Genomic DNA, 13,415 nt, shown 5'->3' with positions numbered 1-13,415 from the left:
TTGATTACTGTAGAAAACAGAATCAATTGCACATAGGTAATGTGCAATGTCTCTGGAATTATACAGAACTCATTTGGATGGGCTCAACTTAACTGATGAAGAGAAATCAGATCTAATTGAAGCTACAACTGTGCTTGTAGCAAATATTCTAAATGATCTTTTCTCCCATGGTAACGAACACAAGGTAAGCATGTATTTCATAATCCCCGTACCAATAAAGCTTGGGAAACGGATCATCAGATCAGAAGAACGGCATGGAGCTATGCGCTTGAACGTGCTGGCGTTCGATATCGTAATCCTTACCAAACACGCCATACATTCGCATCTATGATGTTATCAGCAGGAGAAAATATAATGTGGGTTGCGAGTCAAATGGGGCACGTTGATACGGAAATAGTTATGAAAACTTATGGTAAATGGATACCTGATAATTCACTTAGACTTGGATATAAACCCTTAAACAATTGGGGTGCGTTTTTTGGTGAAATAAACCCGCTGGAACCCCGCGGATTAGATGAATGCGGTAAAAATACTTATAAATCAACAAGTTATACGGTGGAGGCGGCGGGAATCGAACCCGCTACAATGGGTTTGTTACGTATTCATGAAAAACAACCAAAGACCATGAGAAACCACGCCAATTCAGGTTTATCGTCATGTTTTTAAAATATACAAAGTTGTCTTTCACGGTCTTTAATTGTCTGCAAATGGTGCCGTTTTGGTGCCGGTGATTATGCTGCTTCTAATTCAATATGAACACGTTGCCCAATAGCGGCAGCAATATTGACCAAGGCATCTAATGAAAATCGAGAAATACGACCACGTAACATGTCATTCAATCTTGGTTGGGTGATTCCGCAATGTTTCGCGGCTTCAACTTGTTTCCAGCCATTTTTTTTAACAATCGCTACAATTTGGCGCATCAATTCCGCTTTTGCTTGCATATTAGCTGATTCTCCAGCGGTATCAGCAATTGCATCCCAAATATTATCGAAGCTTTCTGCTTTACTCATTTCTGTTTGCTCCTCATCAGTTCAGTAAAACGTGCTTTTGCAAGATCAATATCACGTTTTGCTGTGGCTTGAGTCTTTTTCTGGAACGCATGTAAAACATATACCGCATCTGCAAGTCTTGCTGTATAAACGACACGATACGTTCCCGATTCATCCCAAATTCTAATTTCTTCAACACCCTTGCCGATTGAAGGCATGGGTTTAAAATCATCGGGTTGCTCACCACGTTGTATTTTATCCAGCTGGTAACCCGCATCCTGTTTCGCATCAGCATCAAACTCTCGTAAACGAGCTAACGAATCACCTAAAAATCGTATTGGTTTCATATTATTTTATATCCACTTTGATATAATTATATCTGTTTTGATATAATTTGCAAGTTTTCCAGAGATTGGTATGAATAGCAATTTCAATATAATGTATTAGTCATTATGACAAGGGTGGGAAGAAATCAAATGAACACACTAAAAAATTACTACGATAATGATTTTCAGAGTACTTTAAAATTATCTAAAACATTCACTAGTAATCAAAACAACTCTCAAATAATTGGGACATTGCATTTAGACTTTATGAGCAATAGTAAGTTCATTTCATATTATATTCCTGATAATAAAATAAATATACTAGATCAGGGGCTACAAAATTTTTTATTAGATACAAATCAAATATTAGATTGGTCAAAAGAGTTTTTAGTAAGTGGAGGGTTGTTTTTTGAACATCGAAGAACTAATGAGAAAATGATTTTCACAAACATAGTTTATATCTATTCAAATACTACTTTCAGTGATCAAGAAAAAATCTTTACATTCAAAATGCCTACAATAAAGGGCTAATACTTTTAATTAGGGACAGCGTGTATATAAAAAACGAGCAGAATTAGAAAAACCACGAGCATTTATTTCGCATGACTCACGTGATAAAAATGATTTTGTCCGACCTTTATGTGAAAATTTAAGAAGTCGATTATGTACTGTTTGGTATGATGAGTTTTCTCTGAGAGTTGGAGATAATTTAAGAGAAAGTATCGAGGATGGAATTAAAAAATGCAATAAATGTATTGTAATTATTTCACCAGCTTTTATATCCAATACAGGTTGGTCAAAAAAGGAATTTGAATCTATATTCCAACGTGAAATATCAGATGGAAAAACTGTTGTATTGCCAATTTGGCACAATGTTACAAGAAATCAGGTATATGAATACTGTTCTAGTTTTACAAATGTTGTCGCCCTAAACTCCGCTGAAGGAATAGATCTAGTAGCAAATAAATTATTTGATATATTGATGAATCCAAAACCTAGGAGCTAAATTATGAGAAAACGTGGTGCCGCAACAGTGCCGTTTGAAAAATTAATCAAAAATGGTGATATAAATCAGTAAGTTATGGAGGCGGCGGGAATTGAACCCGCGACGATTTTTTATAACCAATTGATTTTTATAGGCTAGAATTATTGATTACTAATTTTGGGGCGTAAATAGGGCTTTTTTGATGCTTTTTTCTTCACCCAAGACCACAATCTGTGACTCAAGTTTAATCACCATAACCCTAGATGTATTCTTGATTTTATGCAATTTGCTCTCTAGACTTAACAAAAAGTGTTAAGTAAATAAAGTGAATTGTATTGAGGCCTCGTATATTTAATTTTTTATCATTTAGATTGGCATTTGATCATAACACAATCAATTGTACGACATTTCACAGTGTTCTTCCTCTCTTTTCCTTTTTAGCCACATTCGAACCACTCATTCGCTACCTACAGGACAAGCTCCAAAAATTGACTGTATTTATTAATTACCATATAAATGTTTAATTATTGATCATAAAAATTAAAATATGAGCAAAGAGAAAATCCAAAAAGAATTTGCATTGAGTCATTGTCGTTTAAAATATGCGAATGGAGAAACTGTTCCTCCTGAGGTGGAAACTTACCAAAAAGACAGACTTTGGTTTGCAAAAGATAAAGATGGCCAAGAAATTAAAGTTTTTACAACAAGTGCTTTAAGTGGTCGTCGCTTAAAATATGCAAATGGAGAGGCTGTTCCTCCTGAGGTAGAAACCTACCAAAGTGGCAGACAATGGTTTGCAAAAAATGAAGATGGCCAAGAAATTGAAGTTTTTACAGCAAATGCTTTAGGCCATCGTCGCTTAAAATATGCAAATGGAGAGACTGTTCCTCCTGAGGTAGAAACTTACCAAAGAGGCAGGCAATGGTTTGCAAAAAATGAAGATGGCCAGGAAATTAAAGTTTTTACAACAAGTGTTTTATACCATCATCTCTTAAAATATGCAAAACGACAGCCAGCCTCTGGTGTAGCTCAAGCAGCTATTGAATCGGAAGAGGATGTTTTAGAAGAGGAAGAAGTTTTGTTTTCCAAACAACCAATGGCTGGCATTTCTGAGAAATACCTTCGCAATAAGATTCCGCGCCTTCCAATATCTGTTCGTTCAAGTAGAATTGATGAATCGGTATGGGGATCGTTTTCATCCCAGCTTGGGTTGATCCCCCTTGAAAATACTAGGGGCGTGGTTTCATCATTATTAAATGAAGTTCCTCACCTATTTCATGAGGAAGGCTTGCGTATTGGATTGTGCTTATACACGAGCAAGCCTTTTAGCTCGGGAGATAAACCTCTTTTTGTTTTCTCAGGACGAAAAGAAAAAGCCTATATTCCGCAGATAGGAAACAGGACTACTTCGGATGTGCGCGTGATATTAGTTGGAACTCGGGAGGAGTTTGGGTTATTGCAGGGGCATTTGCAACCTGGCATTGATTTTTTAGTCTTGGATGAGTTGTGGTCTTTAACGCATGGTAGTTATGAAAAGCTTGAGTTGGTGAATAGTCGACGGATAGCAGCTTTTTATTATGCACTACTTTTACAAGAGGAGCATGGGATAACACAAGCGTTGATGTTGGATGACAACATAGAGCGCATATACAGCAAACATCCAATATCGTCATGGGAAGAATACATAACGATATTAGATACGGAGGCGAAATCGGAGAAATCAGCTTGTGTGAGTCTTGCGACGGTATCTAATCAAGGGGTACGTCGCCAACAACCTGGTGAGCTGGGTTCAAAGTTTTATTCATTTGATTTGGCATTGTTGTATGAGATTTTGGGCCACACAAGATCTCATTGGCTGTTGCCTTTTTTCCCGGCAGAGGCGAATGGATTTTGGGGAGAAGATTATTATTTTCAATTGATGTTTGAAAAATTGTTATCGACTCGTGGCATGCAAGGTTATTTTGTACTTGATGTAAAGGAGCACGGTATTAAACGAGCCTCGTTACCAAGTTTATGCCGTAAGGTAGTCAAGACGGCAGATGCATTATGTCAAGTGAACATGGAGGGCTTGTTTCAAGAAGGATTAATGCATTTATTGTCAGTGCATCGAGATGCAATTGAAAAAACAGTACACATTTTGCAAGGCATCATAGAGAAAAACATCAAGCTTCACCAGACTTTATTGCATCATCATCAAACGAAAGATTTGATGATGACGCACGCATGGGCCAATCGGCTAGCTTATAAAGCGGAGGTGAGTCAGGTTCCTATTGATGAGGAAACCTTCTTAGCGAAATTAAGAGAGTCATTGATTTTCATTCAAGAACAAGGCCATTTGCATGAATATCAGAAAGAGATACTAACCAATATTAGCACCCGTCTGTCTCAAGAGCGTTTTATCGGGCAAATCACTATGGCCACAGGAACAGGGAAGACGTATGTCCAAATCTACTTGGCAATAGCGGCACTTTTGGCAGGGACAAGACGGCCTGTTGTGATAGTAACGCCGTATCAACACTTGGTTCAGCAAGCTTATGAAGATTTTCTTGCTGTTTTAGCTAGTTTTCCTAATTTTCCCATTGAGGCAAGCCAAATAGTGAAGGTTGATGCTAAAGAGACCTCGATAACAGCAGAAACATTGCTTTATAATCGAACCCTGGATGGACGTCCTTGTGTACTTATTTTTTGCCAAGACAGTTATTCGAAGTTACAGGAGACAGAGGCAGAGGCTTTAGCCCCTTACCAGCACCCAGCCCTGTTATTGATTGATGAAGCTCACATGCAATCAAAAATAATAAGTAAGATAGACATCACGCATCCTCAAACAAAACAAACGTTTGTGGCGGGGTTTACGGCAACTCCTAAAAAAAGCCAGGCACTTTGGTCGTTAGATAAAGTGGTGTCTATTGAATACACACGTGAAGCAGCAGTTGACCATGATTATTTAACGCCGTGCATTTTAGATACATTTAATGAGGCTTATAGTCCCGATGGAGTATGGCGTGTAATATCAGCCATGCCTACTATTCTTGATAGCCTATTGCCTAGTGGTGGTCCATTAAAGGAAAAAAAGGCATTATTTATGTGCCCAATAACGAAGGAGAAGTCAATTATTCAAAACAATTGAAAGGGATTTTAGAGCAAGCAGGTATTGCTTGTTTTGAAATCAATTCCAATGAGCCTGATTCATACGAAAACTTGAAAGCCTTTAAACGCTATCAGGCAAAAGACGGCCCTAGTATATTGATTTGCAAGGGTATGGCTAAAGTAGGTTTTAGTGATAAAGAGGTGTATTGGATAATATACTTACAAGCAGGAGATGCAGCGCAATTTGCCCAATCAGCAGGACGAACTATGCGCATGTTAAATCAAGAGAAAGTGGCTTATGCTCTTGCTTTTCATGATGTAAAAGCACACTTGGTGTTTAAAAAAGGCAGGGCTGATGAGAAAGCGTTATATCGTGCTACACGGGATTATTTTGACTTACGTGAAGAATCACAAGGGATTATTAGAATACCCACTTTGCAAGCCATGGAAGAAGTAAGGGAAGAAAAGAGTGATCTCAGGGAAACAATGGATGATCCCCCTAGTAAAAAAAGGAAAGTGTTGGCCAGTTATCCTGCTTTTTTTGCAAGAGAATCCACCAGTCTTTTGCAATCTAAATGGCTGGCACTGCCTGAAGATAGTCTTTCTTATTATGTCAAAACTATAAATAATTTAGCAGCTGAAATCAAAACTTATTATAGAGAAGGATATGGCCGAATTTCATACAGCCTGCTTTACGAACTGATTGATAAAATTAAAAAACTACCAGAAGATGATTTAAAGAGTCAATTAATAACTACACTTCAACAAAAAGTGTTGTTTCCTTTGCTACAAGTTTCACCTAAATTTAATGAATTATTAATAAATATGAGCTTAGAGCCTGCCTTCACAATTTAACACGAGTTTCACACTTTATGGATTTTTTGCTCTTATAAATCAATAAATTATATGGTTGCCGGAATCGAACCCGCTACTATAGGTTTTGGGAAAATCATGAAAAACAATGAAAGACTATGAAAAACCGCATCAAATCAAGACGGGATGCAGATAGGCAATTGCTATCTTGTTGTCTTTGGTTGTCCTTAATTGTCAGCAAATAAACCCGCAATAAACCCTTTTTTTAAACTATATCAGTTTCTTGAGCTATCCCTTTTATAAATTGTTAACAGGCTAAGACGCATGTGCATAAATCACATGAACACGCTCAAGATTAACATGTTGTCTAGCTCTCCAAAGCTCAAAATTAGTTTGCATCTGCATCCAACTTTCAGGACTTCTGCCAAACGCTTTACTAAGTTTTAAAGCCATTTCAGGAGAAAGATCCGATTTGCCTTGTATGAGCCGTGAAAAAGTTGAAGGCGCAACATCTAAATCCTTTGCTGCCTGCCTTAGACTTATATTCAATGTTTCAATATAAGTTTCTTTAATGAATTCACCTGGGTGTGGTGGATTATATTGTATAGCCATCAGTGATAATCCTCATAATTTACGATGTATGCATCACCATCTTCAAATTCAAATGTAATACGCCAATTACCATTTACTGTAATAGACCAACATCCCTTGCGATCACCTTTTAATTTATGCAGGTCATAACCTGGCAAATCCATATCTTCTATGACTTTAGCAGTATTAAGCGCACCTAATTGTAGTCTTAACCTTTTTTGATGCTTAGACTGTATACCTGAATGATCTCCAGTTTCGAAAAAGCGCTTAAGACCTTTATGTTTAAATGATTTAATCATATGTAAAAATATAGCATGTTGCGCAACACGAATCAATTATTTCCTCAAATTATTCAAATGCAGGGTGTTAGCAAGTGTAGGTTGGATCGTGACATAACATGAGATCTATATCACATTAAAGATACAATGTCGGGTCTTGATACAACCCTGCTAATCAAAATCAATTTTATAAACAAGTTCACAATACCTTTTAATATATCTAACGGGAATTTGAACGTCTAAGCAATGGAGGTTTTCTCTTTGAGATTTGGGTGTCCAAATTGCTCTAACTTCTGCATGATGTTTATGCAGTGGGGGTTTTATTATTGAAGCATGATAGTTATTATGTTCTCCATACGATTGCCTTCTATCTCCGTAGATGACAGAAGATAAGTTAACAAAAACTGCACAATTATTTATTACTTTGGATATACAATTTATAAATCTATAAGGACTTCTAATTTTGATGCAAGCATGTGCATTACCATACAACTGACTACCAAGTATTCTGTCAAACCTTTAGACATACAATATATAAAGCAATTGTTGCTATGTTGCTGTTCGACAAGCTCACAATTTATAAAAGTTGTATTTTGTGCTGTATTCTCTAATTTAATAAATCTTTGAGCAAATTTGCTTAAGGTGTTTTGAGAGGACGGATCCTCTATAGTTAAATCCTCAATATCCTCAAAAACCTCTTTCTTCCCCTCATTGCTATCACCTATTTCATCACCATGTTGTTTAATATCTCGAAAATAGAAAAGGGTGCCAATATGGATCTTTCCTTCCAGTAAAAAATCAGCATGCTCGTTTTTTAAATATTTATAAAGTGGTCTATCTTTTGGGAACTCTTTAAAATTAAAGGTCATAATTTTCGCAATTCATCTTTCAAATAGCCAGAGAAGCTCTGTTTGCTTGCAATCAGGGGCTTGTCTAAAATAATAAATGGGAATACTTATTAAATGGATTTCTGAATGCCGGCTCTACACCAATTAAGGGGGCACTTTAATCAAATTAGTCTAGACTAAGTCCTTGATTTAGCGATCAAAAGGAGATTAAAGTGCCTAAGAACAATCTTATCCTAAATTTACCTGGATTTTCCATATTAAAAGTGAGTGGGTATCAACCCTTATTATTAGATGTAACTTATAACCGATTAGCTCGGTGTAGTCATTGCCAAAGTAAGCAGGTTCGCAAGAAATCATCGTATGTAAGAACAGTACACCATGAGTTAATAGGGCATCGTCGAAGTGTATTGAGGTTTAAAGCGTATAAGCTTTATTGTCATACTTGTTGTCGCTATGGTAATCAACAGTTTCCCGGTATCAATAAACATCAACGTGCTACTTGGCGAGCTCAAGCTGCAGTGTTTCATGAGCATAGCCGCGGGGTATCTCAAAAAGATTTATCAGAGCGTTATAAGAAAGGAAAAGCGACCATAGAGCGCTGGTATCAGCGGCATTATGAAGAGCAACATCGAGAATTAATCAATAAACCATGTCCTGTGGTACTGGGTATTGATGAACATTTTTTCAGTAAGAAAGAAGGGTTTGCAACTACTTTTTGTGACCTAAGAAAACATAAGATATTTGATGTGGTTCGTGGCCGTCGTGAGCAAGAATTAAAAGAATATCTCCAGCAATTACCTGGAAAAGAACGTGTCAAAGTGATTTGTATGGACTTGAGCAGTACGTACCGTTCCTTAGTAAAGAAGTACTTTCCTAATGCTATGATAGTGGCTGATAGGTTTCATGTAATCCGTTTAATTCAACATCAGTGTATGATGACCTGTCGAGAACTCTCCACTGAAATTAAAAACAATAGAGGTATCTTAGCCTTATTAAGAACAAGACCTGATAACTTAAGTGATGAGAAGAAAGTCAAAAGAGATGCGTTTTTCACTGAAAATCCTGCAATAGAGGCTATATATCAATTTCAGCAACAACTGCACTCACTATTAATGAAAAGGGCGCTAACACAGCATGAGTGCCGTAAAGTAATACCTACTTTCTTAGAAATGTTGGCTGAGTTAAAGCAAAGTGGTTTTAAAGCATTAGCATCATTAGGTAAAACACTTTGGGCTTGGAAAGATGAAGTGGCCAGAATGTGGCGATTTAGTAAGTCAAATGGAATAACAGAAGGCTTTCATCGCAAAATGAAACTCATTCAGCGAAGAGCTTATGGTTTTAGAAATTTTGAAAATTATAGAGTACGTGTTAAGGTCCTCTGCGGGTGATTAAAGCTGCCCCCTTAAATGGGAAAGAGCCGATATACATCGGACAACAATGCACGTATGATATGGATAACTATTAGTATTTACAAGGATTTTTAAACTTTATTGGACTGTATCGGATAATGAATTGGTGGAGGCGGCGGGAATCGAACCCACGACAATTTTTTATAAGCTATTGATATTATATAGTTTTATTTTATCGCTTATTTTTTTGGGCAGGGATTGGGTAGTTTTTCCCAGAGATTAATCATTCTTTTGATCTTCAAAATCATTGGCATTACTCATAAATGAGATCCTAATGCTTTCAGAGTTTGGATTGTATCTCTCTTGAAATTTTTCTGATAACTTAGTCATACTACCATAAGCTTCTATTACATTATGTAATGCTTCTAAAAAACCATCAATATCACCATCATCGAGCGCTGCATTTAAATACCCAGCTGCCTCAGAGGGTTCTTTTAAGGATTCAATTAAATAATCATGATAATTAATATTTTTAGCCATGATTCTCTCGTTCAAAATAATTCAAATATCCGTTGCTATTAATTGACTCTGAAAATTTAAATTCTCATCGACATTAGTGAAAATTGAAACCTCGCTTCGCATCAAATATCGTCTATTAAATTGATATTACGAGCAACAAAAATTCCAATAATAGGTATTGAGGGGAATGCTTTCCTTAAAATGTATTGAGCTGCTTTAAAGCTCGCTCCAGTAGTTAAGACATCGTCAAAAACTGCAATGGCCTTTGGAGCTGGAGTTAATAATGCTTTATCTACTACTAAATTACTAATATGATCTTTAATGGTTGGCCGTACTTGATTGTCAGGAGCATGTGCCGCATTACGGCTTTTTTGAGCCAATAGAATCTCTCTAACATCAAGACATTGCTCAGTTTCTTTTAATTTTAATAAAACTTGCAACAAACGATCATCATATTCAGGATCATTTCGATCTTTTGAGGGGGGAATAGGAACCCATGTATACTGTCTAAGCTTTGCCCATCCCTTGCTAGCAGGAAGAATCTGAGAGATAGTTTCTATTGCTTTAATTTTATACTGCCAATCAGGTTTATTACGAGCTTTCATCGGCTTTTTAAAATTAAAAATTAATTGATTTGTCTCACTGAATGCATAGCCTTGCCGCCCAGCATATTCTCCGTAAAAATAACACTTATCATTCGCCTCTAAATAAAGATGGTCACGTAATAAAGAATCGTCTATTTGTTGTAGAATATATTTCACTTCATAGAACCTTCAAAATATCCTCTATATTACGTACTCGGATTGCACCAGCCTTTTCTAATCGATGTGGCCAAGTTAAGTTCGGATTTTCAAAATTATTATTTAAGATAAAAACTTTTCTTCCTTGTTTCAAAGCTGCATTTGCTTGTGTTAATGTACCGGAAGTTTCCCCTGCCTCAACAATCACAGTGGCTTTTGAGAGTGCAGACATTGTTTTGTTTCTTTCAGGGAAATAAAGACGATTAAATTTTATATCTTTCTGTTGATATGAGACTATTGGAACTTGACTAATTAAAAGAAAATCTTTAGCTATTTTACTATATAACTCTGAATTTTCTTTAGGATACTTTAACCAAAGTGGAGTTCCAACGACAGCAACAGTTAACCCACCTGATTCAATTGCAGTTCTGTGAGCAACGGCATCAATTCCCGCAGCCAAGCCAGAAAATATAGTATAGTTAGCCTCGACTAACCCTTTCACTAATCGGATAGTTCTTTTAATTCCCTCCGAAGATGGATGGCGAGTACCAACCACTGATATACCATTTGAAAAGACAAGATCCCAATTACCTATGTAATATAATAAAGCTAATGGATAATCTGCATCCTCCAACCCTTGAGGATAATCAATTGTGCCAGAAATTTTTACACCAAAATGTTTAATTCCAGCATTGTAGAGACGTTTAACTGCCTCTTTATAAAATTTTTCTGCACAATTATATTCAACAAGATTACTTAAATATCGATCTTGGGAGTTAGCTAGTTTTTCCCACAATTGCTTATATGACGAGACTTCTCTATTGGCCCAAAGTGCTTCAAAAGCCCCAATTTCAATAGAGGGCTTAATAGTATCGTTTTCCAAAGAAAGCGCAAATTCAGTAGCCATAGTAGATATATAGATTTTATGAAAGCAGTATATTATTAAGAAAGTATAAAATATTAACTAAGTAAATTCATTAATTATTAATTTTATATTCCGTTTATATATTTGTTTTTTGCTTTTCAAGTAAATTGATGTGCCAATCATGCTCAAACCAAGAAAACCTTCCCTCAAAATCCATTCCCTTAATAAAAATTTAGGCTTGCTTATGTCGAGCTGAGGTTAATTAACCTTTGGTGTTGCTTGATAACCCAATTTATGGTTGGTTGAGTGGTCATAAAAAAATTGTTCTACCATCATTTACTTTAATCTCCAGTAATAGGTAAGTATTAGTATTTAATGGAGATTAAAGTAAATATCATGTGGTGTTACCAGCCCTCAATACTTTAAAAAATTCAAATAACAACCCTCTGTTTTCCATGGCTATTAATTAAAACATGGTGCTGTTTTGTTGGTTTAATAATAAAAACAACCGTCTGTTTTGTTGACTTAAATATATTATTGCTTATAATTTAGTATATTACTAATGATAAGTATATTAAATGAAACGAACTCTATTAAATTATATGGATAACTGGCTGGTTTCACCTGACCGGAAACCATTAGTCATTCGTGGGGCAAGACAAGTTGGTAAAACATGGCTAGTAAGGCACTTAGCTGAAAAGACAGGAATGCAATTAATTGAACTCAACTTCGAGAAGCAACCTTCCTATGCCAGTCTTTTTGCTTCTAATGATGTAAATCAAATTTTATTAAATTTAAGTACGGTATTAAATCAGAAAATAGATCCCCCAAAGTGCTTATTATTCCTAGATGAAATACAGGCAGCACCTCAACTGCTTAGCAAACTCCGTTGGTTTGCAGAAGATTTACCCCAACTAGCAGTAATCTCCGCTGGCTCTCTATTAGAATTTATTCTAGCGGAGCACTCATTTAGTATGCCAGTTGGGCGAGTTAGCTATATGCATTTGGAACCATTGTCATTTGATGAATTTTTATTAGCAAATGACAAAGAATCACTTTATGACTATTTAAATCAATATGACCTAAGTGTCGAGCTCCCCTCTGCGATTCACGAGCAATTAACTACTTTATTTAAAGAATATCTGATTATCGGCGGTATGCCCGCTGTAGTCTCTAATTGGGCTGCTGAACGCTCTCTGAATAGAGTTAGTCAAATACAAAATGACTTATTGGCCACCTATCGCGATGACTTTTCAAAATATAAAGGTCGTTTAGCGATAGAAAGATTAGACGAAGTACTTAATTCTATTCCAAAAATGCTTGGACAAAAATTTGTATTTAGTAGAGTTAATAAAACGATTCAAGCATCGACAATAAAGCATGTATTAGATCTGTTAGAAAAAGCCCGAATTAGCCACCGAGTACAAAGTAGCTCAGCAAATGGTGTTCCCCTCGCATCTGAAATTAAAGAAAAATTTTTTAAAGAAATTTTCCTTGATATAGGCTTATGTAGTACAGCACTAGGACTGAGTTTAAACCAAATTAATTCAACAAATGAAATTCTTTTGATTAATAATGGCGGCATCGCTGAACAGGTAGTTGGCCAATTGCTAAGAACAATTGAACCACCCTATATTGAACCAGTTTTGTATTATTGGCATAGAGAAGAGGCTGGTTCAAGTGCTGAAATTGATTATGTAATCCAACATGGTAATAAAATTATACCTATTGAAGTAAAAGCTGGTGCCACAGGAAGCCTAAAGTCACTACATGTTTTCATGGGATTAAAAAAATTACCTCTCGCCATGCGAATTAATTCTGATTATCCAAGTAAAACTAATGTAGATGTAAAAGATAATTTAGGGAAATCCGTAAACTATACTTTTATATCCATTCCCTTTTATCTTGTGGGGCAGATACATAGATTACTTAGTTTGCTCAACTAACATATATAGTGCAAAAAACCAAGTGCAACTCATATGAGTTTGACATTATTTGTCAGTATCACTAATTAAATTAGTA

Annotated in this window: 15 protein-coding genes; 7 read left to right on the top strand and 8 right to left on the bottom strand. The window is 36.0% G+C overall.

Annotated features, from left to right (window positions below):
* Positions 1-240 precede the first annotated feature (240 nt).
* On the top strand, positions 241-666 hold the full coding sequence (locus LOA_RS15965; RefSeq protein WP_081726601.1) for a site-specific integrase: 426 nt from the start codon (positions 241-243) through the stop codon (positions 664-666).
* A gap of 65 nt (positions 667-731) precedes the next feature.
* Here LOA_RS15965 and LOA_RS01050 read toward each other — a convergent pair whose 3' ends face one another.
* Both LOA_RS01050 and LOA_RS01045 read right to left on the bottom strand, forming a co-directional pair.
* Entirely contained in the window at positions 732-1,013 is a 282-nt protein-coding gene (locus tag LOA_RS01050; protein ID WP_025384775.1) for a helix-turn-helix domain-containing protein, read from the bottom strand.
* Positions 1,010-1,339, bottom strand: a complete 330-nt coding sequence (locus LOA_RS01045; RefSeq protein WP_025384774.1) for a type II toxin-antitoxin system RelE/ParE family toxin — start codon at positions 1,337-1,339, stop codon at positions 1,010-1,012. The genes LOA_RS01050 and LOA_RS01045 overlap by 4 nt, the downstream gene beginning before the upstream one ends.
* 129 nt (positions 1,340-1,468) lie before the next feature.
* On the opposite strand from LOA_RS01045, the gene LOA_RS01040 reads away from it, so the two are divergent.
* From LOA_RS01040 to LOA_RS01030, 4 genes are all read left to right on the top strand, one after another.
* Positions 1,469-1,849, top strand: a complete 381-nt coding sequence (locus tag LOA_RS01040; RefSeq protein ID WP_148294846.1) for a hypothetical protein — start codon at positions 1,469-1,471, stop codon at positions 1,847-1,849.
* 64 nt (positions 1,850-1,913) lie between these two features.
* Complete coding sequence (locus LOA_RS16095) at positions 1,914-2,324, top strand: toll/interleukin-1 receptor domain-containing protein (RefSeq protein WP_081726600.1); 411 nt, start codon at positions 1,914-1,916, stop codon at positions 2,322-2,324.
* Between the two features lie 526 nt (positions 2,325-2,850).
* Entirely contained in the window at positions 2,851-5,430 is a 2,580-nt protein-coding gene (locus LOA_RS01035; protein ID WP_025384772.1) for a DEAD/DEAH box helicase family protein, read from the top strand.
* Positions 5,388-6,245 carry a DEAD/DEAH box helicase gene (locus LOA_RS01030; RefSeq protein WP_025384771.1) on the top strand — a complete coding sequence of 286 codons (858 nt, stop codon included), beginning with the start codon at positions 5,388-5,390 and terminating at the stop codon, positions 6,243-6,245. Before LOA_RS01035 ends, LOA_RS01030 begins: the two co-directional genes overlap by 43 nt.
* A gap of 273 nt (positions 6,246-6,518) precedes the next feature.
* On the opposite strand, the gene LOA_RS01025 is transcribed toward LOA_RS01030, so the two are convergent.
* The 3 genes from LOA_RS01025 to LOA_RS01015 all read right to left on the bottom strand — a co-directional run bounded on the left by LOA_RS01025 (position 6,519) and on the right by LOA_RS01015 (position 7,941).
* Positions 6,519-6,815: a HigA family addiction module antitoxin gene (locus LOA_RS01025; RefSeq protein WP_025384770.1), complete on the bottom strand. Its 297-nt coding sequence runs from the start codon at positions 6,813-6,815 to the stop codon at positions 6,519-6,521.
* Complete coding sequence (locus LOA_RS01020; protein ID WP_269458314.1) at positions 6,815-7,129, bottom strand: type II toxin-antitoxin system RelE/ParE family toxin; 315 nt, start codon at positions 7,127-7,129, stop codon at positions 6,815-6,817. The genes LOA_RS01025 and LOA_RS01020 overlap by 1 nt, the downstream gene beginning before the upstream one ends.
* A 380-nt stretch (positions 7,130-7,509) precedes the next feature.
* Complete coding sequence (locus LOA_RS01015) at positions 7,510-7,941, bottom strand: hypothetical protein (protein ID WP_025384768.1); 432 nt, start codon at positions 7,939-7,941, stop codon at positions 7,510-7,512.
* 191 nt (positions 7,942-8,132) lie between these two features.
* On the opposite strand from LOA_RS01015, the gene LOA_RS01010 reads away from it, so the two are divergent.
* Entirely contained in the window at positions 8,133-9,308 is a 1,176-nt protein-coding gene (locus LOA_RS01010; RefSeq protein ID WP_025384767.1) for an ISL3 family transposase, read from the top strand.
* 240 nt (positions 9,309-9,548) lie between these two features.
* Here the strand turns inward: LOA_RS01010 and LOA_RS01005 are convergent, their stop codons facing one another.
* The 3 genes from LOA_RS01005 to LOA_RS00995 all read right to left on the bottom strand — a co-directional run bounded on the left by LOA_RS01005 (position 9,549) and on the right by LOA_RS00995 (position 11,435).
* A complete protein-coding gene (locus tag LOA_RS01005; protein ID WP_011214460.1) occupies positions 9,549-9,809 on the bottom strand; it encodes a helix-turn-helix domain-containing transcriptional regulator in 261 nt (86 codons plus the stop codon).
* Between the two features lie 101 nt (positions 9,810-9,910).
* A complete protein-coding gene (locus tag LOA_RS01000; protein ID WP_011214459.1) occupies positions 9,911-10,549 on the bottom strand; it encodes a hypothetical protein in 639 nt (212 codons plus the stop codon).
* A gap of 1 nt (position 10,550) precedes the next feature.
* Positions 10,551-11,435: a DNA-processing protein DprA gene (locus LOA_RS00995; RefSeq protein WP_011214458.1), complete on the bottom strand. Its 885-nt coding sequence runs from the start codon at positions 11,433-11,435 to the stop codon at positions 10,551-10,553.
* A 536-nt stretch (positions 11,436-11,971) separates the two neighbouring features.
* On the opposite strand from LOA_RS00995, the gene LOA_RS00990 reads away from it, so the two are divergent.
* Entirely contained in the window at positions 11,972-13,339 is a 1,368-nt protein-coding gene (locus LOA_RS00990) for an ATP-binding protein (RefSeq protein WP_011214457.1), read from the top strand.
* Positions 13,340-13,415: the final 76 nt, after the last annotated feature.

Source organism: Legionella oakridgensis ATCC 33761 = DSM 21215, assembly GCF_000512355.1.
GTDB lineage: Bacteria > Pseudomonadota > Gammaproteobacteria > Legionellales > Legionellaceae > Legionella_A > Legionella_A oakridgensis.
This window is presented reverse-complemented; position numbering and strand designations above follow the sequence as displayed.